The organism is Caulobacter sp. KR2-114 (assembly GCF_049446115.1).
GTDB lineage: Bacteria > Pseudomonadota > Alphaproteobacteria > Caulobacterales > Caulobacteraceae > Acaudatibacter.
This window is the reverse complement of sequence record NZ_JBMSEC010000005.1, coordinates 39,332-65,812: the sequence shown is the minus strand read 5'-3', so window position 1 is coordinate 65,812 and position 26,481 is coordinate 39,332. Positions and strand designations below refer to the sequence as shown.

Genomic DNA, 26,481 nt, shown 5'->3' with positions numbered 1-26,481 from the left:
CCACGCGCGCCGGGCCGTTTCGTGTCTGGGGTCTGCGAGATGGCCCTTACGCCCGCTCCACCGTCGTTCCGTCCACCTCCAGCGGGTGCTCCAGGCGGCTGAGCATTTCCTTCGGCGTCACCTGCCAGACCTGGCCGCGGACGTGGTCCCATTCGCGCAGCAGCTCCTCGGCGAAGAGGGAGCCGGTCTCGGCGACGTGTTCCTCGACGAGCGCCTTCAGCACGCCTTCCCAGTGCGGCGAGCGCAGGCGGCCGAACACCACCGAGCCGTCGTTGACCATGGCCGCGAAGCGGTCGTCCGGGTCGAGCACGAAGGCCATGCCGCCGGTCATGCCGGCGGCGAAGTTGAAGCCCACCGGCCCCAGCACCGCCACCGTCCCGCCGGTCATGTACTCGCAGCCGTTGGCGCCGACGCCCTCGACCACCGCCACGGCGCCGGAGTTGCGCACCGCGAAGCGCTCGCCACCGCGGCCCGCTGCGAACAGCCGGCCGGAGGTGGCGCCATAGAGCACGGTGTTCCCCAGGATCGCCTGGTCCTGCGCGGCGCGCAGGCCGGGCGCCGGGCGCACGACGATGGTCGCGCCGGACAGGCCCTTGCCGACGTAGTCGTTGGCCTCGCCGGTGAGCTCGATGCGCAGGCCCTGGACGGCGAAGGCGCCCAGGCTCTGGCCGCCGGAGCCCTTCAGCTGCACGGTCAGGTGGCCGGCGGGCAGGCCCGCCATGCCGAACTTGCGCACGATATGGCTGGAGATGCGCGCGCCGATCGCCCGGGCGGTGTTCCGCACGGTGTAGGTCAGCTGCATCTTCTCGCCGTGGTCCAGCAGCGGGGCCGCGTCGCGCACGATCTGGGCGTCCAGGGTGTCGGGCAGTTCGGTGCGGCCCTCGACGGTGCAATAGGGCTTGTTGGCCCCGGGGTCGGCGCGGACCAGCAACGGGTTCAGGTCGAGGTCGTCCAGGTGCTCGCCGCCGCGGCTGACCTGCTGCAGCAGGTCCGAGCGGCCGACGATCTCCTGCAGCGAGCGGAAGCCGAGCTGGCTCAGGATCTCGCGCACCTCCTCGGCGATGAAGCTGAACAGGCGGATCACCTTGTCCGGACTGCCGGTGAACTTGGCCCGCAGCGCCGGGTCCTGGGTGCAGACCCCCACCGGGCAGGTGTTGGAATGGCACTGGCGCACCATGATGCAGCCCATGGCGATCAGGCTGGCGGTGCCGATGCCGAACTCCTCGGCGCCCAGCATGGCGGCGATGACGATGTCGCGCCCGGTGCGCATGCCGCCGTCGGCGCGCAGCCGCACGGACGAGCGCAGGTTGTTCAGCGTCAGCACCTGGTTGGCCTCCGACAGGCCCATCTCCCAGGGCCCGCCGGCGTACTTGATCGAGGTCTGCGGGCTGGCGCCCGTGCCGCCGACGTTGCCGGCGATCAGGATCACGTCGGCCTTGGCCTTGGCCACGCCCGCGGCGATCGCGCCGATGCCGGTCATCGCCACCAGCTTCACGCACACCCGGGCGACCGGGTTGATCTGCTTCAGATCATAGATCAGCTGCGCCAGGTCCTCGATCGAGTAGATGTCGTGGTGCGGCGGCGGGCTGATCAGGGTCACGCCCGGCGTGGCGTGGCGCAGACGCGCGATCATCTCGGTGACCTTGAAGCCGGGCAGCTGCCCGCCCTCGCCGGGCTTGGCGCCCTGGGCCACCTTGATCTCGATCTCGCGGCACTGGTTCAGGTACTCGGCGGTCACGCCGAACCGGCCCGAGGCGATCTGCTTGACCGCGCTGTTGGGGTTGTCGCCGTTGGGCAGGGGCCTGTAGCGCGCCGGATCCTCGCCGCCCTCGCCGCTGACCGACTTGGCGCCGATGCGGTTCATGGCGATGTTCAGCGCGCCATGCGCTTCGGGGCCCAAGGCCCCAAGGCTCATGCCGGGGGTGACGAAGCGCTTGCGGATCTCGTTGACGCTTTCGACCTCGTCGAGGTTCACCGGCGCGCGGTCCGAGCGCCAGTCCAGCAGGTCGCGCAGCTGCACGGCCTGCGGCGTCTTGAGGGCGCCGGCATAGGCCTTGTAAGTCTCGTAGTCGTCGCGGTCGCAGGCCGACTGCAGCATGTGGATCAGCCGCGCCTCGAAGGCATGGGCTTCCCCTGAACGGCGCGACTTGTAGAAGCCGCCCACCGGCAGGACGATCGCGCCCGACTCCCACGCCCGGCGATGGTTGTCCACCGCCCGGGCCTCGATGCCGGCCAGGCCGATGCCGGAGATGCGGCTGGGCATGCCGGGGAAGAACTCCGCCGCCAGGGCCCGCGACAGGCCGATGGCCTCGAAGTTGAGCCCGCCGCGGTAGGACGAGATCACCGAGATGCCCATCTTCGACAGGATCTTCAAAAGCCCGCCCTCGATGGCGGTCTTGTAGTTCAGGCACACGTCGCGCAGCGTCAGGTCGCCAGTGAGCCCCCGCTCCAGCCGGTCCTGCAGGCTTTCCTGCGCCAGGTAGGCGTTGATCGCCGTGGCGCCGACGCCCACCAGCACCGCGAAGCCGTGGGTGTCCAGGCATTCGGCCGAGCGGACGATGATCGAGACGTAGCTGCGCAGGCCCTTGGCGACCAGGTGGGAATGCACCCCGCCGGTGGCCAGGATCATCGGCAGGGCGACCCGCTCGGGGCCGGAGGCCTCGTCGGTGAGCACGATGGCGCCGCAGCCGCGCAGGGCCGCGTCCTCGGCCTCGGCCCGCACCCGCTCCAGGGCCGCGCGCAGGGCGTCGCCGGGGCGCGCCTCATCGACGGGGATCGGGAAGGTGCAGTCGATCACCGCCAGGGTCTTCTCGCCCATGAACTCGGTCATGCGCTGGTACATGCCGGTGGTCAGGAACGGGCTTTCCAGCACGTAGACGTCGGCCTGGGCGGCGTCCTGGGCCAGGATGTTGCCGAGGTTCTTGAACCGGGTCTTCAGGCTCATCACCGCCGTTTCGCGCAGGGAGTCGATCGGCGGGTTGGTCACCTGGCTGAAGTTCTGGCGGAAGAAGTGCTGCAGCGGCCGGTAGCGGTCGGACAGCACCGCCAGCGGGGTGTCGTCCCCCATCGAGCCGACGGCTTCCTTGCCCTCCTCGATCATCGGGGCGAGGATCATCTCCAGGTCTTCCAGGGTCAGGCCGGCTGCGGCCTGGCGACGGGTCAGCTCCTCGCGGCCGAAGCGCCGCGGCTCCGGACCCGGGCCGATCTCCTTCTCCAGGTCGACCATGTTGCCCAGCCAGTCCTGGTAGGGATGCGCGGAGGCCAGGGTGTCGATGATCTCGTCCTCGCCGTAGAGCCGGCCCTCGGCCAGGTCGACGGCGATCATCCGGCCGGCGGCGATGTGCGCCTTGCGCACGATGCGGCTGTCGGCCAGGCCGAACATGCCGGCCTCCGAGCCCAGCGCCACCAGGCCGTCGTCTGTGTAGGCCACGCGCAGCGGGCGCAGGCCGTTGCGGTCCTTGCCGGCCACCACCCAGCGCCCGTCGGTGGCGCAGACCGCCGCCGGCCCGTCCCAGGGCTCCATCACCGCGTTGCAGTAGGAATAGAGGGCCCGGTGTTCGGGCTTCATCTGGTGGTCGCCCTTCGAGGCCCACGCTTCCGGGATCAGCAGCGCCTTGGCCATCGGCGCGTCGCGGCCGGCGCGGACCAGCACCTCGAAGGTGTTGTCCAGCGACATGGAGTCGGACCCCACCTGGATCACCGGCTTGATGTCCTCGCCGAACTCGCCGAACGCCTGGGCGGCCATGCGGATCTCATGGCTCTTCATCCAGTTGCGGTTGCCCTTGACGGTGTTGATCTCACCGTTGTGCGCCAGCATGCGGAACGGCTGCGCCAGGCGCCATTCCGGGAAGGTGTTGGTGGAATAGCGCTGGTGGAAGATCGCCACCGCGGCGGTGAACCGCTCGTCGTTGAGGTCGGGGTAGAACTCGTTGATGTGCTCGGCCAGGAACATGCCCTTGTAGATCAGCGAACGGGCCGACAGGGAGCAGACGTAGAAGCCGGCAAGGCCGGCGCGCTCCACCGCCTTCTCGATGCGCTTGCGGCACAGGAACAGGGCGCGCTCCAGCGCCTCGCCCTCCAGGCCAGCGGGGGGCGAGAGCATGATCTGCTCGATCTCGGGGCGGGTGGCGTTGGCCTTGTCGCCGATCACCGCGGTGTTCACCGGCACCTGGCGCCAGCCGTAGAGATAGAAGCCGAAGCGCAGGGCCTCGCTCTCGACGATCGTCCGCGCGGTCTCCTGGGCGCCCAGGTCGGTGCGCGGCAGGAACACCTGGCCGACGGCGATCGGGCCGCCGCGCAGGGTGTGCCCGGTGCGGCGCACCTGTTCGGCGAAGAAGTCCTGCGGCACGGACACCAGCACGCCGGCGCCGTCGCCGGTCTTGCCGTCAGCGTCCACCGCCCCGCGGTGCCAGACCGCCTTCAGCGCCTTGATCGCCAGTTCCACCACCTCGCGCCGCGGCTTGCCGTCGATAGCGCACACCAGGCCGACGCCGCACGCGTCGCGTTCGCTGTCGGGGTCGTAGGCGTGGGCGTCGATGAGCGTGGCGCGATTGTGAAGATAGCGCTCGGTCTCACCCTCCCCCTTGTGGGGAGGGACAGCCTGCGAAGCAGGCAGGGTGGAGAAGTCCACCGCCCCCGCGAACCCTTCGAGGCTAGCGGCTGTGGCAGGGGTTCCCCACCCCTGGCCTTCGGCCGTCCCCTCCCCATGAAGGGGAGGGAGGAAATGCTGGCTCATGGCGGTCACTCCGCGGCGGCCAAGGCCGGGGCCTTGGCGAGATAGGTGTGGATGGCGTCGGCGGCGTCGCGCCCGTCGCGGATGGCCCAGACCACCAGCGAGGCGCCGCGCACGATGTCGCCTGCGGCGAACACGCCGGGTAGGCTGGTCATCATGGTGCGGAAGTTGGCCTTCACCGTGCCCCAGCGCGAGACGTCCAGGGCCGGCTCGCCGAACAGGGTGGGGACATCCTCCGGATCGAAGCCCAGGGCCTTGATCACCAGGTCGGCGGGCAGGTCGAAATCGCCGCCTTCAACCTCCACCGGCGCCTGGCGTCCGTCGGCGTCCGGCGCGCCCAGCCGCATGCGGATGGTGCGCACGCCGGTGACCGCGGTCGCGTCGCCCAGGATGGCCCGCGGCGCGGCCAGCCATTCGAAGATCACGCCCTCTTCCTCGGCGTGGGCGACCTCGCGGGCCGAGCCCGGCATATTCTCCCGGTCGCGGCGATAGAGGCATGTGACGGAGGCCGCCCCCTGGCGGACGGCAGTGCGCACGCAGTCCATGGCGGTGTCGCCGCCGCCGACCACCACCACCCGCTTGCCCGCAGCATCCAGCGGGGCGCCGTCGAAGCCGGCGACGTCGTCGCCAAGGCCCCGGCGGTTGGAGGCGATCAGGTAGTCGAGTGCGGGAACCACGCCCGCGGAACCCGCGCCCGGACAGGCGAGGTCGCGGGCCTTGTAGACCCCGGTGGCGATCAGGATCGCGTCGTGCCGCGCGCGCAGCTCGGCCAGCGGGGCGTCGCGACCGACCTCGAAGCCCTGCACGAGCGCGATGCCGCCTTCAGCGAGACGGGCGGTTCGCCGCTGGACGACATCCTTTTCCAGCTTGAAGCCGGGGATGCCGTAGATCAGCAGCCCGCCGGCCCGGTCGTGGCGGTCGTAGACGGTGACGGCGTAGCCCATCTCGCGCAGCCGCTCGGCCGCGGCCAGGCCCGCGGGGCCGGCGCCGATGATGCCCACCGATCGGCCCTGGTCGCGGCCCGGCTTCAGCGGGGCCACCCAGCCCATCTCCCAGGCCTTGTCGGTGAGGTAGCGCTCGACGGCGCCGATGGTGACGGTGCCGTGGCCGGACTGCTCGATCACGCAGTTGCCCTCGCACAGCCGGTCCTGCGGGCAGATGCGGCCGCAGACCTCGGGCATGGAGTTGGTCGCCGCCGACAGGGCGTACGCTTCCTCCAGCCGGCCCTCGGCGGTCATCCGCAGCCAGTCGGGGATGTTGTTGTGCAGCGGGCAGTGCGTCTGACAGAAGGGCACGCCGCATTGTGAGCAGCGCGAAGCCTGCTCGGACGCCTTGGCGTCGATGAAATCGGCATAGATCTCATGGAAGTCGCCGCCCCGCGCCTGCGCCTCGCGCTTGGGCGGGCTTTGCCGCGACACCGTGGTGAACTTCAGCATGCGCTCGGTCATGGCGGTGTCTTTCGGGGTGGAGCCTTTTCGGCCTGCCGCTGGGGCAGGGGAGAACAATGAGCGCCCCATAGCGCATCTCCGGTGGCCTCGAAAGTCTTTGATCTACTAAATAGACTATATGCGACGCTGTGACGAGCGCTTGAGCGATCGGCGCCGATATGCTGCGCACATTTGGTCTATAAAATGGATTCATTGACCGTTTACCCTGTCTGGCCCAGGGAGGGGTTCAGACAAGGAGCCCCCATGCCCGACTGGTTGACCGCGATCGTCCTCGGCATCGTCGAGGGTCTGACGGAGTTCATCCCGGTGTCGTCCACCGGGCATCTGCTGCTCACCCAGACCCTGCTGGAACGCCTCGGCCTGATGCATGGCAACTGGGACGCCTTCACGGTGATGATCCAGCTGGGCGCGATCCTGGCGGTGGTGCTGCTGTACTTTCAGCGCCTGTTGCTGGTGGCGCTGCGCCTGCCCTCCGACCCCAAGTCGCGCCGCTTCGTGCTGAGCGTGCTGATCGCCTTCATCCCTGCGGGGATCATGGGTTTTCTGTTCCACCACATGATCGAAGGCTTCTTCTCGAACCCGAGGCTGATCTGCATCACCCTGATCGTCGGCGGGGTGATCCTGTGGGTGGTCGACCGCTGGCATCCGGCGCCGCGGCACACCGACGCCATGCGCTATCCGCTGCTGACCTCGCTGGGCATCGGTCTCTTCCAGTGCCTGTCGCTGGTGCCGGGCGTGTCGCGGTCGGGCTCGACCATCGTCGGCGCCACCCTGCTGGGTTGCGACCGCCGCTCGTCGGCCGAATTCAGCTTCTTCCTGGCCATCCCGATCATGATCGGCGCCTTCAGCCTCGACGCCTGGAAGCACCGCCATGACCTGACCGGCGGCCAGACCGAGCTGATCGCCATCGGCTTCGTGGTGTCCTTCCTGGTCGGCATGGTGGTGGTGCGGGTGCTGCTGGACTACGTCTCCAAGCGCGGCTTCACCTTCTTCGCCATCTGGCGGATCGTCGTCGGCGCCGCCGGCCTGGCGCTGCTGACCTGGGCGGGGAAGTAGCGGGGGCGGGCCTTCCGGCTGCGAAACCCCTCACCCTCCCAATCGCTGCGCGATCGGGCCCCTCCCTCTCCCTCTGGGAGAGGTGACCTTTCAGGGCTTCGCGGCGTCCTCTTCCTTGCCCTCTCCCGTAGGGAGAGGGAGGGGCCCGCGCCCGTCAGGGCGTGGGACGGTGAGGGGCTACGGCGCCCACGACCTCACACTGCCGGCCCGCCCTCCGCCAGCCATCGCGCGCAGTCAACGCCCAGGCGGGCGCGGGCGACACGTTCGTAGAGGTCGATGTCGTCCGCCGTCAGCACGTCGCGCCAGCGCCCGTTGGTCCCCTTGTTGATGAACGCCTCGCCGCCGCCGTCGAAGATGGCGCCGCCCAGGGGCGCGACCTGGGCCGCGTGCGCCTTCATCCAGTCGAACGAGCAGTGCTCCAGGATCGCCGGCCAGCGGTCCTGCGGGACCGCGATGTCGAGGAAGTCGGCGATGCGGCGCATCTGCCCGGCCAGGTCGGCCTTCAGGTCGTTGAAGTGCACCAGCTTGACGTTGGGCAGCACCCGCGCCGCCCACCAGGTGGTGACGTTGTCCCACAGCGACCAGAACGGATAGCCGTCGCGCTCGAGCCAGGTGAGGAAATAGCGCCGGATGTCGGGATCGGGCGGATCGATCGGCGGACCCACCCGGCCGGGCGTGTCGTTCAGCAGCTCGTACCACAGGGCGTTGCCGTGGCTGTGGTGGTTGTGCAGGCTCCACAGCACGTCGCGCCCGTCGCGGCCGATGTACAGGTATTTTGCGTCGGGCTCGAACACCAGGGCGTCCAGCGGCAGGTGGGTCTTGACCACCCGCCGGTGCGCCTGGGCTTCCAGCTGGCCGAGCTTCACCGGCTTGGGCGGCACGCGCAGGTCCAGCCACGGCGAGAGCTCGCTCATCGCCACCCCGGGATCGCCGCCGAACACCAGCTGGCCGAGGATCTGCTGGGTCCAGGTGGTGCCGGACTTGGCATAGGTGGCCACCACGATGTCGTCGCCGCGGAAGGCGAAGTCGTTCCACACCGTGGAATCCATATGGTGGTTCATCAGCTCGCGCGTCTTGCGCGGCCAGGCGATCGTCGTGTCGGTCATACAGCCCCCGGAACAAGGTCGAAGGGGCAATATACCGGCGTTCTTGGGCTACTTCACCACCGCGAAGCGGGTCCGGTCGAACACCTTGAGCACCTGCTCCAGCTCATGACCGCGCTTCATCACCAGGCCGCCCTGGGCGATCACCGCCCACGCGCCCTGGCGGCGGGCCAGGGCCGGGCGCTTCTCGATGCGGTAGAGCGGCGCCTCTGAGGCGCGGCGGAAGACGCAGAACGAGGCGGCCTCGCGCGATGCGTCGATGGCGTAGTCGCGCCAATGGCCAGCCGCCACCATCCGCCCATACACGGACAGGATCGCCGAAAGCTCCTTGCGATCGAAGAACACCACGCCGGCCGAGGAGCCTGGCGGGGGCGTGGCGGGGGTTATGGGGTCGAACGCCATACGACTCGAAGCCTAAGGCCTAGTGGCTCATTTAGGGAAGGCGCCGTCGGGGTGAAGGTTGTCGCTTTATGAAGAAAGCTTCACGGTCCGCCCCGGAATCACCTTGTTTCGACCCTTTCCGCGCCCGGTTGGGGGGCGAAAACAGCATCGTCGGTTGGTCGGAGCCCCGGTGGTCCCGGATCCTGAACAGCCCCCCCCAGCCCCCCTGGATTTCCGGGGCCCCGGCCAGCCGACTTGCCCTCCAAGACGCCCCCGCGGTCTCCCCCTCCGACCGCGGGGGTTTTGGCGTCCGGAGCCGGCCGCCGCGCCGCGCCCCTTGTGGGCGCCCGGGCGCGGGTTTATCGTTCCCGCACAGAACACGTCCCAACGCCGCCACACTTTCCAAAAGATTAAGCCGACGTCATGCGACGCCGCGAAATGACCTTATTTCGGTCGTGTCCCCGCCCGCTTGGCCCTCGATAAAGGCAGCGTCGGTTGATCGGAACACCCGGTGGTCCCGGATCCTGAACAGCCCCCCCAGCCCCCCTGGATTTCCGGGGTTCCGGCCAACCGACTGAACAACCCCCAAGAGACCCCCGTGGCCCTCCCCCCCTCCGGCCACGGGGGTTTTTGCGTTTTGGCGGTCTGACGACGTCGGCGCGGGCGGCCTTGCGCCCCTCCGTCTCGCCGTCCTTCGGACGTCGATCCACCTCCCCCGCTTCGCTGCGCTACGCATGGGAGGAGAAGGGGGCTTTCCTCCTGCCATGCTGCGCCGAAGGCGCAACGGGGGAGGTGGCGCGGCTCGCGCAGCGAGACGTGCCGGAGGGGGCGCAAGGCCCCAGCCGCGACCCTAGGGCTTGCCCTGCAGCACCGCCAGGATGCGGCCGCCCTTGGGGGCCTGGAGCAGGATCAGGGTGTGCAGGGTCTCGTCGCCCTCGGGCAGGACGAACTGGGCCGGCTTGCCCCGCCAGACGCCGAGCCGGGCGGTCTGGCGCACCACGTTGCGCACGGTGACGGTGTGGCCGCGGTTGTCGCCGTCCTTGACCTCGACCTCCTGGCTGCGCGGATCGTAGCGCACCAGCCAGACCTCCGCCGAGCCGTAGACGGCCGAGCCGGCGCCCACGGCGACCCGCTCGCCGCCGTGATAGAAACGCAGGCTGGGCTGATGGCCCGGCGGGCGCTTGGCCTGGCGGATCAGCGCTTCGACGGCGTCGGGCCTGGCGCCCGAGGCCTGGGCCGCGCCGTCGACGATCACCTGAGGGGTATAGACGTCGCGCAGGCCGAAGTGATGGTCGAAGGCGCGCTGGCGGTCGGCGAAGTCCGGCTGGGCAAAGGTGTCCTTCCAGCCCAGATAGTCCCAGTAGTCCACCGACCAGGTCAGGGCGATCACGCCGGGGCGGTCGGCCAGGCCGGCGACGAAGGCATTGGCCTTGCCGCAGGAAGCGCAGCCCTGGGCGGTGAACAGCTCCACCACCACGGGCGCCGCGCCGTGCTTGGCGGAGACGTGCCGGGATGGACTGTGTTTCGCCTGGGCCGCCATCGGCGCGGCCAGGACGGCGGCGCCCGCCAGGAACAGGAAAACGGCCCTCTGCATCGCGGGGCAATTAAGCGGACTTTGCCGGCTCGGGGGTTCACTAAACTGTGAGCGCCACCGCTCGCCGGCAAAGAAAAGGGCCCTCCCCGGAGGAAGGGCCCGATCTCGGCGCTGCCGATGGCGTCAGGCGTCGGCCTTGGCCAGGTTGCGCAGCACGTAGTTCAGCACGCCGCCGTTCTTGAAGTACTCCAGCTCGGTCGGGGTATCGATGCGGCAGCGCACCGGGAAGCGGGCGATCTTGCCGTCCGACGCGCGGTACAGCTCGACCATGATCTGCTTGCGCGGGGCGATGTCTTCCAGATCGCGGATGGTGACGATCTCGTCGCCGGTCAGGCCCAGGCGCTGCCAGCCCTCGGCGATGAACTGCAGCGGCAGCACGCCCATGCCGACCAGGTTCGAGCGGTGGATGCGCTCGAAGCTCTCGGCGATCACCGCGCGAACGCCCAGCAGCTTGGTGCCCTTGGCCGCCCAGTCGCGCGACGAGCCGGTGCCGTATTCCTTGCCGGCGAAGATCACCATCGGCCGGCCCTCGGCCTTGTAGCGCATGGCCGCGTCGTAGATCGCCATGGTCTCGCCGGAGGGGAAGTGCTTGGTCACGCCCCCTTCGATGTCCGGGGTGATCTTGTTGCGGATGCGGATGTTGGCGAAGGTGCCGCGCATCATCACTTCATGGTTCCCGCGGCGGGCGCCGTAGGAGTTGAAGTCGGCCTGGCTGACCTGATGCTGCGACAGGTACTCGCCCGCCGGGCTGGTCTTGCGGATGTTGCCGGCCGGGCTGATGTGGTCGGTGGTGATCGAGTCGCCGAAGATGCCCAGCACGCGGGCCTCGACGATGTCGGTGATCGCCTCGGGCTCCATCGTCAGCCCTTCGAAATAGGGCGGGTTCTGAACGTAGGTCGAGCCGATGTCCCAGGCGTAGGTCTGGCCGCCGGCGACCTTGATGCCCTGCCAGTTCTTGTCGCCCTTGAAGACGTCCTTGTAGCGGGTCTCGAACATCTTCTCGGTGACCACCTTGCGCTGCAGGGCGGCGATGTCCTCGTTGGTCGGCCAGATGTCCTTCAGGTAGACATCCTTGTTGCCCTTGCCCTTGCCGATCGGCTCGTTGGCCAGGTCGATGTTCATCGAGCCGGCCAGGGCGTAGGCCACCACCAGAGGCGGCGAGGCCAGGTAGTTGGCGCGCACGTCGGGGTTCACGCGGCCTTCGAAGTTGCGGTTGCCCGACAGGACGCTGACGGCCACCACGTCGCCGTCGGTCACCGCCTTGGAGATCGGCTCGGCCAGCGGGCCGGAGTTGCCGATGCAGGTGGTGCAGCCATAGCCGACCAGGTTGAAGCCCAGGGCGTCCAGCGGCTTGGTCAGGCCGGCCTTGGCCAGGTAGTCGGTGACCACCTGCGAGCCGGGGGCCAGCGAGGTCTTCACCCACGGCTGCACCTTCAGCCCCTTGGCCACCGCGTTCTTGGCCACCAGGCCGGCGGCGATCAGCACGCTGGGGTTGGAGGTGTTGGTGCACGAGGTGATGGCCGCGATCACCACGTCGCCGTTGCCGACGGTGTAGTCCTCGCCCTGCACGGGGAAGCGCAGGCCGGCCGTCGCCTCGGTCTTGGAGAACTCGCTCTCCAGCGCTTCCTTGAACTTCGCGGCGCTCTCGGTCAGCAGCACCCGGTCTTGCGGGCGCTTCGGGCCGGCCAGCGACGGGGTCACCGAGGCCAGGTCCAGTTCCAGCGTGTCGGTGAACACCGGGTCGGCGGCGCCCGGCTCGTGCCAGAAGCCCTGGGCCTTGGCGTAGGCTTCCACCAGGGCGACGCGGTCGGCGGCGCGGCCGGTGGCCTTCAGATAGTCGATGGTCGCGCGGGTGATCGGGAAGAAGCCGCAGGTGGCGCCGTATTCCGGGGCCATGTTGGCGATCGTCGCCTGGTCTTCCAGGGTCAGGTGCGCCAGGCCCTCGCCGAAGTACTCGACGAACTTGCCCACCACGCCCTTCTTGCGCAGCATCTGGGTGACGGTCAGCACCAGGTCGGTGGCGGTCGCGCCTTCCGGCAGGGCGCCGGTCAGCTTGAAGCCGATGACTTCGGGGATCAGCATCGGGATCGGCTGGCCCAGCATGGCCGCCTCGGCCTCGATGCCGCCCACGCCCCAGCCCAGCACCGACAGGCCGTTGACCATGGTGGTGTGGCTGTCGGTGCCGACCACGGTGTCGGGATAGGCGATCTCGGCGCCGTCGGCGACGGCGGTCCACACGGTCTGGGCCAGATGCTCCAGGTTCACCTGGTGGCAGATGCCGGTGCCCGGGGGCACCACGCGGAAGTTGTTGAACGCCGACGAGCCCCAGCGCAGGAAGCGGTAGCGCTCCAGGTTGCGCTCGTATTCCCGCTCGACGTTCTCCCCGAAGCTCTTGGCCGTGCCGAAGTAGTCGACCATCACCGAGTGGTCGATCACCAGGTCGACCGGGTTCAGCGGGTTGATCTTCTCGGGGTTGGCGCCGAGCTTGGTCATCGCGTCGCGCATGGCGGCCAGGTCGACCACCGCCGGCACGCCGGTGAAGTCCTGCATCAGCACCCGCGCCGGGCGGAAGCTGATCTCGTGCTCGACGCTGCCCTTGTTGACCAGCCAGGCCGCGATCGCCTTGAGGTCCGCTTCGCCGACGGAGACGCCGTCCTCGTTGCGCAGCAGGTTCTCCAGAAGCACCTTCATCGAGACCGGCAGGGCGGAAATTCCGGCCAGACCGGCTTCCTCGGCGGCCGGCAAGCTGTAGTAAGCGTAGGTCTTGCCGCCGACCGTCAGGTCGCGGCGGGTTTTGAGGCTGTCGATAGACGCCATGAGAGGGTCCTTTCCCTGTTCCAGGCCGCCCGAAATCCGGTCACGGGATCGCGCGCTGATCGAGACGGACACACAGCGTCCGTCCCCGCGCGGCGTCGCCCCCGCACGGCCGCCGGCTTCATAGCCGTAGCCTTTCCCTACGTCCATGCGTCGGGGGCCCGCCATTGATCGAATCGATCACGATCTCGGGCCTCGCCCTGCAAAGAGGCGAACGTCTGCTGTTCAGGGACCTGACGGCGAGCGTCGCCCGCGGCGAGGCCGTGGCGCTTACCGGCGCCAACGGGGCGGGCAAGACCAGCCTGCTGCGCGCCGTGGCCGGCTTCATTCGCCCGGCGGCCGGCGCGGTCCGATTCGAGGGCCCCGGCGGGGCCGAGATCGAGGCGGCGGACGCGCGCCGGACCAGCTGCCACATTCTGGGCCACCAGGACGGCCTGAAGAGCGGGCGCACGGCGCGCGAGGAACTGATCTTCCAGGCGCGCTGGGCCGGCGGCGACGCGGCGTCGGCGCTGGAGGCGGCGCGGCTGCTGGGTCTGGTGCGGCTGCTGGATCTGGAGGTCCGCAAGTTGTCGGCGGGCCAGCGGCGGCGACTGGCGCTGTCGCGGCTGATCGCCGCGCCGCGCCCGGTGTGGCTGCTGGACGAGCCCATGGCGCCGCTGGACGGGGCGAACCGCGCCCTGTTCGGCGAGCTGATGGCCGAGCACCTGGCCGGGGGCGGCCTGGTGCTGGCGGCGGTGCACGACCCGCTGCCGGTGCCCGCGCGCGGCGTCGAGATCGCCCCGCCGGCGATGGCGCCGGCATGAGCGCGCTCGCCACCCTGTTCCGGCGCGAGCTGGCCCTGGCCTGGGGACGCGGCGGCGGCCCGCTGCTGGCGGTCGGCTTCTATGCCGGCGCGGTCACCCTGCTGCCGCTGTCCGTCGGTCCGTCGACGGCGAAGCTGGCGGCCATGGCCGTCGGCGCCTCCTGGGTCTGTCTGGCGCTGGCCTCCCTGCTGTCGCTCGAGCGGCTGTTCGAGCGCGACTTCGAGGATGGGGCGCTGGACCTGCTGGCGCTGGGCCCGCTGCCGCTGGAGATCGTCTGCCTGGTCAAGGCCCTGGCCCAATGGCTGACCACGGGGGCGCCGCTGGCCTTGGCCGCGCCGCTGGGCGCCATCGCCCTCGGCGCGCCGCTTGCGGCCGCCCCGCTGCTGGCGGTAGCGGCGGCGCTGGGCGGAGTGGCGTTCGCCTTCCTGGGCGGCGCCGGCGCCGCCCTGGCGCTGGCCAGCCGGCGGGGCGGGCTGCTGATCGCGGTGATCGTGCTGCCGTTGCTCGTGCCGCCGGTGATCTTCGGCGGCGCGGCGGTCAGCGCCTACCTGGCGGGGCTGCCCTGGACGGCCGGTTTCGCCTTCCTGGCGGCCTATGCCGCCGGCGCGGTGGGCCTGACGCCGTTCGCCATGGCGGGCGCCTGTCGCAACGCCCAATCCTGAGCCGCCCGCGCTCGCGGCCCTGACCGCATGGTCGTGATACCGCCGCCTTCACGACTGTAACAATCGGCGCAGGGCGCGTCATTCGCCGGACAAAACCAACCGTCACAGTGGCTCCAGTTCACTTGGAGACCCCTGATGACCGCACGACCCCTGCGCGCTCTGATGCTCGGCGGCCTGGTTCTGCCCTTCGCCTTCGCCACCGCGGGCCTCGCCCAGGACCAGCCGCCCGCGCCGCCGGCCGACGCGCCCGCCGGCGGACACCACCATGGCTGGGGCGACCCTGCCCAGCGTGCGCAGATGATGGCCAAACACCTCGAGCGCGAGGCGGCCCGCCTGCGCGACGCGCTGCAACTGCGGCCCGACCAGGAGAGCGCCCTGCACGCCTTCCTGGAGTCGATGAAGCCGCCGGCCGACGCCCTGGAGCACATGAAGAAGGACCGCGAAGAGGACGCCCGGCTGACCACGCCGCAGCGCCTCGACCAGATGATGGCGCACATGGACGAGCGGCGGGCGCACGCGGTGGCCCACGCCGAGGCGGTGAAACGCTTCTACGCCCAGCTGTCGCCGTCGCAACAGAAGGCGTTCGACGCCCTGGGGCCGATGATGCACGGCCCGCACGGCATGGGCGAACACCGCGGCATGGGGCCGCACGGACCGGAGGATGGTCCCCCTCCCGGTGGGCCGATGGACGGCCCGCCGCCGGCCGCCTGACGCGCCTTTCCAGCTTCGGCCGTCCGTCCAACCCCCCAGCGAGGGGCGGCCGCAGGGCCCCGGCGCTTGCTCGCAGGCGCCGGGGCTTCTATTGGGGGCGACGATGATCAACGCCCTGGCCAATCCGCACCGGTTCATGGCCTTCTCGCGCTGGGCGGCCCCGGTGCTGGGCGCGTTGTCGGCCGCGCTGATCGCCGCCGGCCTGTGGTTCGGCTTCAGCGGCCCGGGCGACTACCAGCAGGGCTCCACGGTGCTGATCATGTACATCCACGTGCCCGCGGCCTGGATGGCGATGTTCAGCTACGCCTGCCTGGGCGGCGCCAGCTTCTTCGCCCTGGTGTTCCGTCACAGCCTGGCCGACGCCGCCGCCAGGGCCGCCGCGCCGCTGGGCGCCGCCTTCACCTTCCTGGCCCTGGTCACCGGCGCCCTCTGGGGTCGGCCGATGTGGGGCACGTGGTGGGCGTGGGGCGACGCGCGGCTGATGTCGGTGCTGATCCTGTTCCTGCTGTTCATCGGCTACATGGCGCTGCGGGCCAGCATCGACGACGAGGCCAAGGCCGGCCGGGCCGCGGCGATCCTGGCGCTGGTGGGGCTGGTGAACCTGCCGGTGGTGAAGTTCTCCGTCGACTGGTGGAACACCCTGCACCAGGGCGAGAGCATCTTCCGCGCCGACGGCCCCGCCGTGGCGCCGGTGTTCCTGCTGCCGCTGGGGCTGATGGGGGTCGGCTACACCCTGGCGTTCGGCGCCCTGTGGATGGTCGCCACCCGCGCCGAGGTCTGGCGCCGCCGCGCGTCCAGCCTCGCCATGCAGGCCGCCTTCACTTGAGCCTGCCCCACTTCGACGTCGGCAAGTACGCCGCCTTCATCTGGCCGGCCTACGCGGTGAGCGCCGCGGGCTTCGCCTGGATGGTGGGCGCCACCCTGGCCCGCGCCCGCCGCTGGCGGCGCGAGGTCGAGCGGCTGGAAGCGGCGCGCCCGAAGAAGCCCGGCGCGGCCGGGGAGGGCGCCGCGTGAGGCGTCTGATCGCGCTGCTGCCGCTGGCCGCCATGGCCGTGCTGGTGCTGGTGTTCGCCTTCCGCTCGCTGCACCGCGATCCGCAGGTGACGCCGATGGCCACCGTCGGCCAGCCGATGCCGGCCGCCAGCCTCGCGCCGCTGGCCGGCGGTCCGGCGACGCCGATTCGCACCGCCATCAAGGGGCCGGTGCTGGTGAACTTCTTCGCCTCCTGGTGCGCGCCGTGCATCTCCGAGGCGCCGGCGCTGATGGCGCTGAAAGCCGAGGGGGCTCCGATCGTCGGCATCGCCTACAAGGACCGCACCGAGGACACCCAGGGCTTCCTGGCGCAGCACGGCAACCCCTATAGCCAGGTGCTGGCCGATTCGGACGGGCAGGCGGGAATCGGTTTCGGCGTCACCGGCGTGCCCGAGACCTACGCCATCGACGCCCAGGGGGTGATCCGCGGCAAGGTGGCCGGCCAGCTCAGCGCCGACCAGGCCGAAGCCCTGCTGCAGAAGATCGGCCGCTAGGGGGCTGGGCGGCGAGGGCGGAGCCCCTCACCCTCCCATGGCTATCGCCATGGGCCCCTCCCTCTCCCTGTGGGAGAGGGGAATTATGTCGCGGATCGTACTGGAGAAATTTCCTCTTCCACAGGGAGAGGAAGGGGCCCGCGCGGCTTGCGCAGCAAGGCGCGTGGGAAGGTGAGGGGTTACGCCCCCTCGCCGCGCGGCCACGCTGCGCCGTTAACGCCTCATTGACCATGTTTGGTCAGCTTCGTTAACCTCACGCCATGGCCGACATCCGTACGCCCAACTGGCCCGCCGCCGGCAACAGCGGCAACGCCCTGGTCCCCCAGAAGGGGACCGGCAGCCAGCGTGCGGAAGCCCAACGGGCCTTCTTCCAGGCCGCGCTCACCGGCCAGGCGGTGACGGCGCCCCAGACCGCCGCACCCGCCGCGCCGACCCAGGCGACGGCGACGTCGCAGGACGCCCCCCGTGGCCGCCGCCCGGACCTGACCATCGAAGTGCCCAAGGACGAGCCGCAGAAGATCCTGCGCCCCGGCTCGATCATCGACATCTGGGTCTAGGGCGGCTTTCGCGGAGGGGCCTGAACCCCTCACCTTCCCAAGTCCAGCGCTGACGCGCTGAACTCGGGCCCCTCCCTCTCCCTCTGGGAGAGGTGATTTTCCTGTAGCGCCGCAAGGGTCTGGTCCTCTCCCGTAGGGAGAGGAAGGGGCCCGCGTGGCTTGCGCGAGCAAGGCGCGTGGGAAGGTGAGGGGTTACGCCCTCCCCCGCCAAGCCCCCTAGGCCGCCGCTTCCACGGCGCGCAGGGTCTTGGCCGCCTTCTTGGCCTTCTTCTTCTTGGCCTTCTTGTCCGGCTTGTCGGCCTTGGGCTTGCGCGGGGCGTCGGCGTCGCCGTCGGTGAGGCTGGCCAGCATCTTCATGAAGCTGTCGCGCTTCTTCGGCGACAGCAGGGCCAGGAAGCGGGCGTCCGCCTCGCTGGCGGGGCCGGCGCCCTCGGCCAGGGCCACGCGGCCGGCCTCGGACAGGCGCACGGAGTTGGCGCGCGCGTCGGTGGCCGAGCGCTCGCGCTCCAGCAGCCCCTTGCGGATCATGCGCGCCACCAGGTCGGCCAGGGTCGAGCGGTCGATGCCGGTGGCCCGCACCAGGTCGCTCTGGGTCAGGCCTTCGGCGGCGCCGGCGGCGGCCAGCACCGCGAACTGGCGCTGGGTGAGGCCCTCCGAACCCGCCGCCTCGGCGTGGTAGTCGAGCGCGATCTGCAACGCGCGGTGCAACAGATGGGTCGCCGACGCGGACAACACGTCGCTGGATGCCTTGCCCTTGGTCTTCGCCATGGCGAACCCCCTTCGCCGCCGGTTGACGTCGGCATGAGGAGTATCCGCGTTTCGTTGCGGTTTGACGACACCTCCGTCGGCGGAAGGATGCCGCCGCCGCGTCGCGCCCTCAGAACCCCGGATCGGGCGGCTCGGGCGGCTTGGGCGTCTCGCTGAACGCGCCGTTCTTCAGCAGGAACGGCGTCTGGGCCAGGGAGAAGACAATCGCCGCGCCCAGGATCACCAGACGGAACACCCCCCAGACCTCGGCGGTCTGTGTGCGGCGCACCACCTCGTTGGCGGCGGCGCAGAACCACCAGAAGGCGCCGTAGCGGATGGCCAGGGTCGCCCAGGCCTTGTCCGACAGCTGGAAGGCCTGGCCAAGCATCAGCTTCAGCGGGTTGCGCCCCATCGCCAGGCCGATGAACAGCGCCGCGCCCAGCAGGCCGTCGACGATGGTCATCTTCATCTGCAGGATGTCGTTGCGGTGCAGGGCCAGGCTCAGCCCGCCGAACACCAGGGCCAGGCCCCCGGACACCGCCGGCAGCGGCGCGATCCGGCGCTCCGCCACCAGGTTCGCCGCCAGGGCGACCGCCGAGGCGGCGACCAGCGCCCAGGTGCCCTTGCGAAAGTCGTGGGTGATCAGCAGCACCGCCAGGAACAGGATGGCCGGGGCGGCGTCGATGCTGTTGCGCAGCCAGGGCGGCGCCTTGCGCGCGGAGCGTTGCGGAGCGGCCATCGGTCAGGCGGCGTCCAGGCCGACCAGGGAGCGCGAGAAGGCCCGCGCATCGAACGGCTGCAGGTCCTCGATGCCCTCGCCGACGCCGATCAGCTTGATCGGACTGTCGGAGGCCTGCGCCACCGGCACCAGCACCCCGCCGCGGGCGGTGCCGTCCAGCTTGGTCATGACGATCCCGGTCACCCCGATGGCGTTGCCGAAGATGTTCTCCTGGTTCAGCGCGTTGCGCCCGACGGTGGCGTCCAGCACCAGCAACACCTCGTGCGGCGCATCGTAGTCGAGCTTGCGCACCACGCGGATCATCTTGGTCAGCTCGTCCATCAGGCCTTGCTTGTTCTGCAGCCGCCCGGCGGTGTCGATCAGCACCACGTCGTAGCCCTCGGCCTTGCCCTTCTCGACGGCGTCATAGGCCAGGCCGGCGGCGTCGGCGCCGTTGGGCGCGCTGATGAAGTCCGCGCCGGCGCGGTCGGCCCACACCTTCAGCTGTTCCACGGCCGCGGCGCGGAAGGTGTCGCCGGCGGCGATCAGCACCTTGGCCCCGCGCCCGGTCAGGTCGGCCGCGATCTTGCCCAGGGTGGTGGTCTTGCCCGAGCCGTTGACGCCGATGAACAGCACCACATATGGCCGCGGCCCCGACAGCGGGTCGAACACGCCCTGGCGGCTGACCAGTTCATTGGCGACGGCCTCGGCCAGGGCCTGCTTGATCTCGTCCTCGGAGCATTCCTTGCCGAACCGCTGCTCGGCGAAGCTCTGGGTGATGCGCGCCGCAGCCTTGGGGCCGAGGTCCGCCTCGATCAGCATCTCCTCCAGCTCGTCCAGCTTCGCCTGATCCAGCGGCTTCTTGACGAAGGCGCTGGTCACCTGCTCGGTCATCTGCCGCGACGAACGCGACAGCCCGTCGGTCAGGCGCTGGAACCAGCCTTTCTTGGGTTCGGTCATGGGGGCTTTCTAGTGGAGGGCGCGGGCCGCGGCGAGACGTTCAGTCATGGTCGGGGTGCTGATAGCTGACGATCTCAGCGATCCACGGCGTGTCGTCCTCGGGGCGGACCGGCAGACTTGCCAGATGCTCGAACCACGGCACGCGGCTCGCCGTCGAGAACTGGATGGTCGGCGGAGCGACGGACGGATCGTCGAAGGCGCCGATGGCCAGGGCCACCAGCTTGTCATTCCATTCAAAGGTCAGTGGCGTGCCGCAGTCGGGACAGAAGCCGCGCTTGACCCTGTTGGAGCTCTGGAAGCGCTTCGGCTCGCCCCGGCTCCAGGTCAGGCCCTCGGGGGCGTTCACATACGGCCCGAACGGCCCGCCGGTGGCCTTCTGGCACATGCGGCAATGGCAGATCGAGGCGACGCCCAGCGGCCCCTCGACGGCGAAGCGCACCGCGCCGCACTGGCAGCCGCCGGTCCAACGTTCGCTCATGCCGCCGTCCAGTCGCCCAGCCTCGCGCGCCGGCCGTCGTGGCCGGTGACGACGCCGCGGATCAGGGCGCCGGAGGGGGCGTCGCCGGCGAAGGCGATCTCGGTGAAGTCCTCGGCCCGGGCGGTTCCGTCGCGCTCCACCAGCACGCAGAGCTCGCGGCCGAGCTGCCGATCCAGGTGGCGGGCGAGGGCGGCGTCGCCGGCGGCGCGCAGGCGTGCGGCGCGGTCCTTGATCACCTTGCCGGGGACCGGCGGCATCCGCGCGGCGGGGGTGCCGGGGCGAGGGCTGTAGGGGAACACGTGCAGGAAGGCCAGGCCCGCCTCCTCCACCAGCTTCAGCGTGTTGTCGAAGGCCTCGTCGCTCTCCGTGGGAAAGCCGGCGATCAGGTCGGCGCCCAGGGCGATGTCGGGCCGCGCGGCGCGCACCGCGGCGACCAGGGTCAGGGCGTCGGCGCGCAGGTGGCGGCGCTTCATGCGCTTGAGCACCAGGTCGTCGCCCGCCTGCAGCGACAGGTGCAGATAGGGCATCAGCCGTGGTTCTTCGGCCAGGCAGCGCATCAGGTCGGCGTCGATCTCCGCCGCGTCGATCGACGACAGGCGCAGGCGCGGCAGCTCGGGGACCAGCTTCAGGATGCGCGAGACCAGCTGGCCGAGCGTCGGCTGGCCGGGCAGATCGGCGCCCCAGCTGGTCAGGTCCACGCCCGTCAGCACCACCTCGGCGTAGCCGGCGGCGGCGAGGCCGCGCACCTGGTCCACCACCGTGCCGGCGGGGACCGAGCGGGAATTGCCCCGGCCGTAGGGGATCACGCAGAAGGTGCAGCGGTGGTCGCAGCCGTTCTGCACCTCGACGTAGGCGCGGGCGCGCTCCTTCAGGCCGCCAAAGCCGCTTTCGACCAGGTGGCCGGCGGTTTCCCGCACCGACATGATGTCGTTGACCCGCACCCGGGCCCCGGTCTCCAGCAGCGCCCCCGGCGCGGCCTTCTCGGCATTGCCCAGCACCAGGTCGACCTCCGGCATGGCGGCGAAGGCGGCCGGGTCGATCTGCGCCGCGCAGCCGGTGACGATCAGGCGCGCGCCCGGCCGCTCGCGCCGGGCCTTGCGGATCGCCTGGCGCGCCTGGCGCACCGCCTCGGCGGTGACCGCGCACGTGTTGAACACCACCGCATCGCTCAGCCCGTCCGCCGCCGCCTGCTGGCGGATGGCCTCGGATTCATAGGCGTTCAGCCGGCAGCCGAAGGTGACGATGTTCACGCCATCCCCCTCTCCCTCTGTCATCCCGGAAAGCGCGGAGCGCTTATCCGGGACCGCGGCAGACGCCGACGTCACCGAAGCGGCTGGCGACAGTGCTTCCGGCGGTCCCGGATCGTCGCTGCGCGCCGTCCGGGATGACAGAGAAAAGGAGGGAGGAGGTTCAGCCACCCGTCTCGTCCTTCGGGCCCGTCTCGTCCTTCAGGAACGCCGCGAAGGCGTCGGCGTAGTCGGGATGCCAGCGGCTGAGCGGAGGCCGGCCCTGGGTGATGTCCTGCATGGTCCAGGTCATCCGCGCGTTGTCGATCTCGCGCGTGACGTCGTTGTCCGGGCAGATGATGTAGAAGTCGCCGGCGGCCATCCGGGCCAGCATGAAGTCGGCCACCTGTTCGCCGGTCCAGGCGCCCGGCGGCTTTTCCCCCGCGCCGGGCCGGGTCATGCCGGTAAAGGTGAAGCCGGGGACCAGCAGGTGCGCCGTCACCTGGCTGCCCGCGACGTTGCGCAGAGAGTGCTGCAGCCCCTCGGTCAGGGCTTTGATGCCCGCCTTGGAGGCGTTGTAGGCGGTGTCGCCCGGCGGCATGGTGATGCCCTGCTTGGAGCCGGTGTTGACGATCGCGGCCGGGCGTCCAAGGTCCAGCATCGCCTGGGTGAAGGCCTGCGTCCCATGCAGCACGCCCATCAGGTTGACGGCCAGGATCCGCCGCCAGCCATCCAGGTTCTCGTAGGCCGAGCCGCCGCGGCCGACGCCGGCGTTGTTCATCAGCAGGGCCACGTCACCGAACCGCTTCAGGGTCGCGTCGCGCAGCGCCTCGACCTGGGCATGGTCGGAGACGTCGGTGGCGATGGCCTCGACCTGGGCGCCGTGCGCCGCCGCCGCCAGCACGGCCGAGGCGGCGTAGTTCAGCGGCGCGCTCGGCACGTCGGCCAGCACCACGTTCAGCCCCAGGCCCGCCAGGCGCACGCCCGTCGCCAGGCCGATGCCACTGGCGGCGCCGGTGATCACGGCGGTGCGGCCGGCAGTGATGGCGGGGTGCTGGGCGGTCATGCGGCGCGGTCCTTCAGGGTCCCGGTGAACTCCACGGCCACCGGGCCGGTCATCAGCACGTGGCCGTCCGACTCGCGCCACTCGATCACCAGCTCGCCGCCATCCATCTCCACCGTCGCCTTGCGGTCGGTCAGGCCCCGGCGGGCGGCCGCCACCAGGGCGGCGCAGGCGCCGGTGCCGCAGGCCTTGGTCAGGCCCGCGCCGCGCTCCCAGACCCGCAGGCGGATGCGGTCGCGGCCCTTGATCTGCGCAAAGCCGACGTTGGCGCGCTCGGGGAACAGCAGGTGGTGTTCGATCATCGGCCCCACCTCGCGCACCGGCGCGGCCTCGGCGTCGGGCACGAAGAACACCACGTGCGGATTGCCCATCGAGACGCAGCCGGGGGTGTGCAGGATCGGATCGTCGATCGGCCCGACCTGCAGCTCCACCCCGCGGGTGTCCATTTCCTCGGCCAGGGGGATGTCGCGCCAGTCGAGGCCCGGGACGCCCATGTCGACGGTGACCTGCTTGGCGCCGTCCGCCGCATCCTCGGCGCGGGCCACCTGCAGCAGGCCGGCCTCGGTCTCGATCGCCGCGCTGGGCCGCCCGCTGGCCTCCAGCAGCAGCCAGCCGACGCAGCGGGTGGCGTTGCCGCAGGCGGAGACCTCGCCGCCGTCGGCGTTCCAGATGCGCATGAAGGCGTCCGCGCGGTCCGAAGGTTCGATGCCGATGATCTGGTCGCAGCCCACGCCCGACGCCCGGTCGGCGATCGCGCGCGCCTCGGCCTCGCTGGGGCGGAAGGGGGCGCTGCGGGCCTCGACCACGACGAAGTCGTTGCCGAGCCCGTTCATCTTCAGGAACGGACGGCTCATCGCCGCCATATAGTCGCAAACCCGCGCCGACGCACCTTCGCGCAGGGGCGGCTTGCGGCCCCGGTCGCGCGGCCTATGGTTGCGCCCTTCGCGCCCAAGCTATCCGAGGTCTCATGCGCCTTGCCGTCCGCTTCGCAGCCGCCGTCGCCGCGGCCCTGGCTTTTCCCGCCCTCCTGCACGCCGAGACCCCGCCCGTGACCAACGCCGCCGCAGTCCCCGCCCCCGCCGCCGCCCTGCCGGACGACCCGTACATCTGGCTGGAGGAGATGGAGGGCAAGCGCGCCCTGGACTGGGTGAACCAGGAGAACGCCCGCTCGCTGGCGATCCTCAAGGGCGACCCCCGCTACGAGGGCCTGCACCAGGATGCGCTGAAGATCGTCAACGCCACCGACCGTATCGCCTATCCCGCCCTGATCGGCCGCACGGTGTTCAATTTCTGGCAGGACCCGACCAACGTGCGGGGCCTGTGGCGGCGCACCACCCGGGCCGACTACGCGACGGCGGAGCCGAACTGGGAGACGGTGCTGGACCTCGACGCCCTGTCCAAGACCGAGGGCGCGAACTGGGTCTGGAAGGGCGCCAACTGCCCGCCGCCGCGCTACGACCGCTGCATGCTGTTCCTGTCCAACGGCGGCGAGGACGCCATCGAGGCGCGTGAGTTCGACCTCAGGACCAAGGCCTTCACCCCGGGCGGCTTTCATCTGAGCCGCTCGAAGCAGGATATCGACTGGCTGGACGACGACACCCTGATCCTGACCCGCGACTGGGGTCCGGGCACGATGACCACCTCCGGCTACGGCTTCGTGGTCAAGACCCTGAAGCGCGGCCAGAGCCCGGACCAGGCGGTGGAGGTGTTCCGCGGCCAGGCCAGCGACGTGGCGGCGGGCGCGAGCGTGCTGCACGACAGCGACGGCGCCCGGCTGGTGCTGCTCAGCCGCGCCACCGACTTCTTCCACACCGAGTACTCCATGCTGACCGAAAAGGGCGTGGTGCGCCTGGCCCTGCCGGCCAAGGTGGCGATCCACGGCTTCTTCCAGGGCCAGCTGATCTTCGCGGTGGAGGAGGACTGGAGCTTCGGCGGCCACGCCTATCGCCAGGGGGACCTGCTGTCGGCCGCGCCCGCGACCCTGGCCGGCGGCGGCGGCGCCGTCAGCCTGATCTTCGCGCCGGGGCCGCGCCAGTCGATCGAGCAGGTGGCGACGACGAAGAGCCGGCTGGTGGCGGCGATCTACGACAACGTCCGCGGCGGCCTGACCAGCTTCACTCGCGAGGGCGGCGCCTGGAAGGCGGCGACGCTGCCGGTGGCGGCCAATTCCTCGGTCGGCGTGATCAGCGCCAGCGACCTCGATGACAGCCTCTACTACAACGTCGACGGGTTCCTGGATCCCTCGCGGCTGTGGCAGGCCGACGCCGCCACGGGCAAGGCCGTGTCGATCAAGGCCCTGCCGGCCCGTTTCGACGCCTCGCGCGACCGCGTCGAACAGTTCGAGGCGACCTCCACCGACGGGACCCGCATCCCGTACTTCGTGGTGCATCCCAAGGACATGAAGCTGGACGGCTCGAACCCGACGCTGCTCTACGCCTACGGCGGCTTCCAGGCCTCGGAGCTGCCGACCTATTCGGCCAACATCGGCAAGCTGTGGCTGGAGAAGGGCGGGGTCTACGTCCTGGCCAACATCCGCGGCGGCGGCGAATTCGGGCCGGCCTGGCACGAGGCCGGGCTGAAGACCCACCGCCAGCGGATCTACGACGACTTCGCCGCGGTGGGTAAGGACCTGATCGCCCGCAAGATCACCTCGCCGCGGCGGCTGGGCATCGAGGGCGGCTCCAACGGCGGCCTCTTGATGGGGGTGGAGTTCAACCAGCATCCCGAGCTGTGGCGCGCGGTGGTGATCCAGGTGCCGCTGCTGGACATGCTGCGCTTCGAACAGATCGGCGCCGGGGCGTCCTGGGCCGGCGAGTACGGCTCGGTGTCGAACCCTGAGGAGCTGGCATTCCTGAAGACCATCTCGCCCTATCACAACCTCAAGGCGGGCGTTGCCTATCCCGAGCCGTTCTTCGTCACCTCCACCAAGGACGACCGGGTGACGCCGGTGCACGCGCGCAAGATGGCGGCGCGGATGCAGGCCATGGGATTGCCGTTCCTGTACTTCGAGAACACCAACGGTGGCCACGCCGCCTCGGCCAACCTGCAGGAACGGGCCGAACGGGTGGCGCTGGAGTTCACCTACCTGATGCGCAAGCTGGTGGACTGACCGCATGGACCGCGCAGCGTTGCTGGCCGCCTTCGACGCCCAGATGCGGTCGGACCCGCCGCCCGAGGCCGGGGTGGCGCGGGTGTGGGTTCCCTATGGCGCCGGCCGGGTGCTGCGCACGGTGGGGGCCTACAACTTCATCGGCTGGTGGTCCCTGACGCCGCAGACCATGGGGCAGGCGGCGGACGGCGAGGCGACGTACTTCCGGGCGCTGGGCCAGGAGGCCGAGTGGAAGGTGTTCAGCCACGACCAGCCGGCTGGGCTGGAGCGGGCCCTGGCCACGGCGGGCTTCGTCGCCGGCGGACCGGAGACCTTCCTGGCGATCGATCTGGCCGAGGCGACCCTGGCGGCGCCGCGGACCGAGGGCATTTCCGTGCGCCGCGTCACCGACCGGGCCGGCGTCGACGACCTGGTGGCCGCCAACAGCGCCGCCTTCGGCAAGGCCGAGCCCTGGCGCGCCGACGCCCTGGCGCCGCGGCTGAACGACGGTTCGCTGGCGCTGTTCGTCGCCTATGCCGACGACGGCCGGCCGGTCTCGTCGGGGCGGCTGGAGCTGGCGCCGGGGCGTGACTTCGCGGGCCTGTACGGCGGCGGCACGGACCCCGCCTTCCGCGGGCGCGGGGTCTACCGGGCGCTGGTGGCGGCGCGCGCGGACGAGGCCCGCCGCCTGGGGGTGCGCTACCTGACGGTCGATGCGCGCGAGACCAGCCGGCCGATCCTGCAGCGTCTGGGCTTCACCCCGCTGGCGACGATCACCGGTTGGGAAATCCACCCGTAGAGGCCCGCCGTCGGC

The 26,481-nt window shown here is 70.6% G+C and carries 23 protein-coding genes; 10 read left to right on the top strand and 13 right to left on the bottom strand.

Going from position 1 to position 26,481, the window contains the following annotated elements:
* Positions 1-46 precede the first annotated feature (46 nt).
* Together gltB and ACO2Q3_RS17980 are read right to left on the bottom strand one after the other, a co-directional pair.
* Positions 47-4,615, bottom strand: a complete 4,569-nt coding sequence (gltB, locus tag ACO2Q3_RS17985) for a glutamate synthase large subunit (RefSeq protein WP_423309715.1) — start codon at positions 4,613-4,615, stop codon at positions 47-49.
* Between the two features lie 125 nt (positions 4,616-4,740).
* The gene (locus tag ACO2Q3_RS17980) at positions 4,741-6,180 is read right to left on the bottom strand and encodes an NAD(P)-dependent oxidoreductase (RefSeq protein WP_423309043.1); all 1,440 of its coding nucleotides are present in this window, start codon (positions 6,178-6,180) and stop codon (positions 4,741-4,743) included.
* Between the two features lie 243 nt (positions 6,181-6,423).
* Here ACO2Q3_RS17980 and ACO2Q3_RS17975 point away from each other — a divergent pair, with 243 nt between their 5' ends.
* Complete coding sequence (locus tag ACO2Q3_RS17975; RefSeq protein ID WP_423309041.1) at positions 6,424-7,236, top strand: undecaprenyl-diphosphate phosphatase; 813 nt, start codon at positions 6,424-6,426, stop codon at positions 7,234-7,236.
* A gap of 194 nt (positions 7,237-7,430) precedes the next feature.
* Here the strand turns inward: ACO2Q3_RS17975 and ACO2Q3_RS17970 are convergent, their stop codons facing one another.
* The 4 genes from ACO2Q3_RS17970 to acnA all read right to left on the bottom strand — a co-directional run bounded on the left by ACO2Q3_RS17970 (position 7,431) and on the right by acnA (position 13,131).
* A complete protein-coding gene (locus ACO2Q3_RS17970) occupies positions 7,431-8,342 on the bottom strand; it encodes a sulfotransferase domain-containing protein (RefSeq protein WP_423309039.1) in 912 nt (303 codons plus the stop codon).
* 48 nt (positions 8,343-8,390) lie between these two features.
* A complete protein-coding gene (locus ACO2Q3_RS17965; RefSeq protein ID WP_423309037.1) occupies positions 8,391-8,741 on the bottom strand; it encodes a DUF2794 domain-containing protein in 351 nt (116 codons plus the stop codon).
* Positions 8,742-9,570: 829 nt separating this feature from the next.
* Positions 9,571-10,314 carry a DUF1223 domain-containing protein gene (locus ACO2Q3_RS17960; protein ID WP_423309035.1) on the bottom strand — a complete coding sequence of 248 codons (744 nt, stop codon included), beginning with the start codon at positions 10,312-10,314 and terminating at the stop codon, positions 9,571-9,573.
* Positions 10,315-10,437: 123 nt separating this feature from the next.
* Positions 10,438-13,131: an aconitate hydratase AcnA gene (acnA, locus tag ACO2Q3_RS17955; protein ID WP_423309033.1), complete on the bottom strand. Its 2,694-nt coding sequence runs from the start codon at positions 13,129-13,131 to the stop codon at positions 10,438-10,440.
* A 164-nt stretch (positions 13,132-13,295) separates the two neighbouring features.
* Between acnA and ccmA the strand changes: the two genes are divergently transcribed.
* The 7 genes from ccmA to ACO2Q3_RS17920 all read left to right on the top strand — a co-directional run bounded on the left by ccmA (position 13,296) and on the right by ACO2Q3_RS17920 (position 17,387).
* Positions 13,296-13,931 (top strand): heme ABC exporter ATP-binding protein CcmA, encoded by a 636-nt coding sequence (gene ccmA, locus ACO2Q3_RS17950; RefSeq protein WP_423309031.1) that lies wholly within the window; start codon positions 13,296-13,298, stop codon positions 13,929-13,931.
* Positions 13,928-14,593, top strand: coding sequence for a heme exporter protein CcmB (gene ccmB / locus ACO2Q3_RS17945; RefSeq protein WP_423309029.1), 666 nt, complete (start codon positions 13,928-13,930; stop codon positions 14,591-14,593). The genes ccmA and ccmB overlap by 4 nt, the downstream gene beginning before the upstream one ends.
* A gap of 135 nt (positions 14,594-14,728) precedes the next feature.
* Positions 14,729-15,304 carry a Spy/CpxP family protein refolding chaperone gene (locus ACO2Q3_RS17940; RefSeq protein ID WP_423309027.1) on the top strand — a complete coding sequence of 192 codons (576 nt, stop codon included), beginning with the start codon at positions 14,729-14,731 and terminating at the stop codon, positions 15,302-15,304.
* A gap of 103 nt (positions 15,305-15,407) precedes the next feature.
* Positions 15,408-16,130, top strand: a complete 723-nt coding sequence (ccmC, locus tag ACO2Q3_RS17935; protein WP_423309025.1) for a heme ABC transporter permease CcmC — start codon at positions 15,408-15,410, stop codon at positions 16,128-16,130.
* The gene (ccmD, locus tag ACO2Q3_RS17930; RefSeq protein ID WP_423309023.1) at positions 16,127-16,318 is read left to right on the top strand and encodes a heme exporter protein CcmD; all 192 of its coding nucleotides are present in this window, start codon (positions 16,127-16,129) and stop codon (positions 16,316-16,318) included. The genes ccmC and ccmD overlap by 4 nt, the downstream gene beginning before the upstream one ends.
* Entirely contained in the window at positions 16,315-16,830 is a 516-nt protein-coding gene (locus tag ACO2Q3_RS17925) for a DsbE family thiol:disulfide interchange protein (RefSeq protein ID WP_423309021.1), read from the top strand. Before ccmD ends, ACO2Q3_RS17925 begins: the two co-directional genes overlap by 4 nt.
* Before the next feature lie 260 nt (positions 16,831-17,090).
* Positions 17,091-17,387 (top strand): hypothetical protein, encoded by a 297-nt coding sequence (locus ACO2Q3_RS17920; protein ID WP_423309019.1) that lies wholly within the window; start codon positions 17,091-17,093, stop codon positions 17,385-17,387.
* Positions 17,388-17,603: 216 nt separating this feature from the next.
* Here the strand turns inward: ACO2Q3_RS17920 and ACO2Q3_RS17915 are convergent, their stop codons facing one another.
* The 7 genes from ACO2Q3_RS17915 to dapF form a co-directional block, all read right to left on the bottom strand.
* On the bottom strand, positions 17,604-18,155 hold the full coding sequence (locus ACO2Q3_RS17915) for a MarR family winged helix-turn-helix transcriptional regulator (protein ID WP_423309017.1): 552 nt from the start codon (positions 18,153-18,155) through the stop codon (positions 17,604-17,606).
* A 109-nt stretch (positions 18,156-18,264) separates the two neighbouring features.
* Entirely contained in the window at positions 18,265-18,873 is a 609-nt protein-coding gene (locus ACO2Q3_RS17910) for an inner membrane-spanning protein YciB (RefSeq protein WP_423309015.1), read from the bottom strand.
* 3 nt (positions 18,874-18,876) lie between these two features.
* Positions 18,877-19,812 (bottom strand): signal recognition particle-docking protein FtsY, encoded by a 936-nt coding sequence (gene ftsY / locus ACO2Q3_RS17905; RefSeq protein WP_423309013.1) that lies wholly within the window; start codon positions 19,810-19,812, stop codon positions 18,877-18,879.
* A gap of 40 nt (positions 19,813-19,852) precedes the next feature.
* Positions 19,853-20,290, bottom strand: a complete 438-nt coding sequence (locus ACO2Q3_RS17900; RefSeq protein WP_423309011.1) for a GFA family protein — start codon at positions 20,288-20,290, stop codon at positions 19,853-19,855.
* Entirely contained in the window at positions 20,287-21,564 is a 1,278-nt protein-coding gene (mtaB, locus tag ACO2Q3_RS17895; protein WP_423309009.1) for a tRNA (N(6)-L-threonylcarbamoyladenosine(37)-C(2))-methylthiotransferase MtaB, read from the bottom strand. Before mtaB ends, ACO2Q3_RS17900 begins: the two co-directional genes overlap by 4 nt.
* Before the next feature lie 136 nt (positions 21,565-21,700).
* Complete coding sequence (locus tag ACO2Q3_RS17890; RefSeq protein WP_423309007.1) at positions 21,701-22,582, bottom strand: SDR family NAD(P)-dependent oxidoreductase; 882 nt, start codon at positions 22,580-22,582, stop codon at positions 21,701-21,703.
* Positions 22,579-23,433 (bottom strand): diaminopimelate epimerase, encoded by an 855-nt coding sequence (dapF, locus tag ACO2Q3_RS17885; RefSeq protein WP_423309005.1) that lies wholly within the window; start codon positions 23,431-23,433, stop codon positions 22,579-22,581. The genes ACO2Q3_RS17890 and dapF overlap by 4 nt, the downstream gene beginning before the upstream one ends.
* A 113-nt stretch (positions 23,434-23,546) precedes the next feature.
* On the opposite strand from dapF, the gene ACO2Q3_RS17880 reads away from it, so the two are divergent.
* Positions 23,547-25,688: a prolyl oligopeptidase family serine peptidase gene (locus tag ACO2Q3_RS17880; RefSeq protein ID WP_423309003.1), complete on the top strand. Its 2,142-nt coding sequence runs from the start codon at positions 23,547-23,549 to the stop codon at positions 25,686-25,688.
* Positions 25,689-25,692: 4 nt separating this feature from the next.
* Positions 25,693-26,466 carry a GNAT family N-acetyltransferase gene (locus ACO2Q3_RS17875; RefSeq protein ID WP_423309001.1) on the top strand — a complete coding sequence of 258 codons (774 nt, stop codon included), beginning with the start codon at positions 25,693-25,695 and terminating at the stop codon, positions 26,464-26,466.
* Positions 26,467-26,481 lie beyond the last annotated feature (15 nt).

Coding starts and splice junctions, on each gene's coding strand:
- ACO2Q3_RS17980 (WP_423309043.1), bottom strand. CDS start 6,180: ATGACCGAGCGCATGCTGAAGTTCACCACGGTGTCGCGGCAAAGCCCG.
- ACO2Q3_RS17975 (WP_423309041.1), top strand. CDS start 6,424: ATGCCCGACTGGTTGACCGCGATCGTCCTCGGCATCGTCGAGGGTCTG.
- ACO2Q3_RS17970 (WP_423309039.1), bottom strand. CDS start 8,342: ATGACCGACACGACGATCGCCTGGCCGCGCAAGACGCGCGAGCTGATG.
- ACO2Q3_RS17965 (WP_423309037.1), bottom strand. CDS start 8,741: ATGGCGTTCGACCCCATAACCCCCGCCACGCCCCCGCCAGGCTCCTCG.
- ACO2Q3_RS17960 (WP_423309035.1), bottom strand. CDS start 10,314: ATGCAGAGGGCCGTTTTCCTGTTCCTGGCGGGCGCCGCCGTCCTGGCC.
- acnA (WP_423309033.1), bottom strand. CDS start 13,131: ATGGCGTCTATCGACAGCCTCAAAACCCGCCGCGACCTGACGGTCGGC.
- ccmB (WP_423309029.1), top strand. CDS start 13,928: ATGAGCGCGCTCGCCACCCTGTTCCGGCGCGAGCTGGCCCTGGCCTGG.
- ACO2Q3_RS17940 (WP_423309027.1), top strand. CDS start 14,729: ATGACCGCACGACCCCTGCGCGCTCTGATGCTCGGCGGCCTGGTTCTG.
- ccmC (WP_423309025.1), top strand. CDS start 15,408: ATGATCAACGCCCTGGCCAATCCGCACCGGTTCATGGCCTTCTCGCGC.
- ACO2Q3_RS17920 (WP_423309019.1), top strand. CDS start 17,091: ATGGCCGACATCCGTACGCCCAACTGGCCCGCCGCCGGCAACAGCGGC.
- ACO2Q3_RS17915 (WP_423309017.1), bottom strand. CDS start 18,155: ATGGCGAAGACCAAGGGCAAGGCATCCAGCGACGTGTTGTCCGCGTCG.
- ACO2Q3_RS17910 (WP_423309015.1), bottom strand. CDS start 18,873: ATGGCCGCTCCGCAACGCTCCGCGCGCAAGGCGCCGCCCTGGCTGCGC.
- ftsY (WP_423309013.1), bottom strand. CDS start 19,812: ATGACCGAACCCAAGAAAGGCTGGTTCCAGCGCCTGACCGACGGGCTG.
- ACO2Q3_RS17900 (WP_423309011.1), bottom strand. CDS start 20,290: ATGAGCGAACGTTGGACCGGCGGCTGCCAGTGCGGCGCGGTGCGCTTC.
- mtaB (WP_423309009.1), bottom strand. CDS start 21,564: ATGACAGAGGGAGAGGGGGATGGCGTGAACATCGTCACCTTCGGCTGC.
- ACO2Q3_RS17890 (WP_423309007.1), bottom strand. CDS start 22,582: ATGACCGCCCAGCACCCCGCCATCACTGCCGGCCGCACCGCCGTGATC.
- dapF (WP_423309005.1), bottom strand. CDS start 23,433: ATGAGCCGTCCGTTCCTGAAGATGAACGGGCTCGGCAACGACTTCGTC.
- ACO2Q3_RS17880 (WP_423309003.1), top strand. CDS start 23,547: ATGCGCCTTGCCGTCCGCTTCGCAGCCGCCGTCGCCGCGGCCCTGGCT.
- ACO2Q3_RS17875 (WP_423309001.1), top strand. CDS start 25,693: ATGGACCGCGCAGCGTTGCTGGCCGCCTTCGACGCCCAGATGCGGTCG.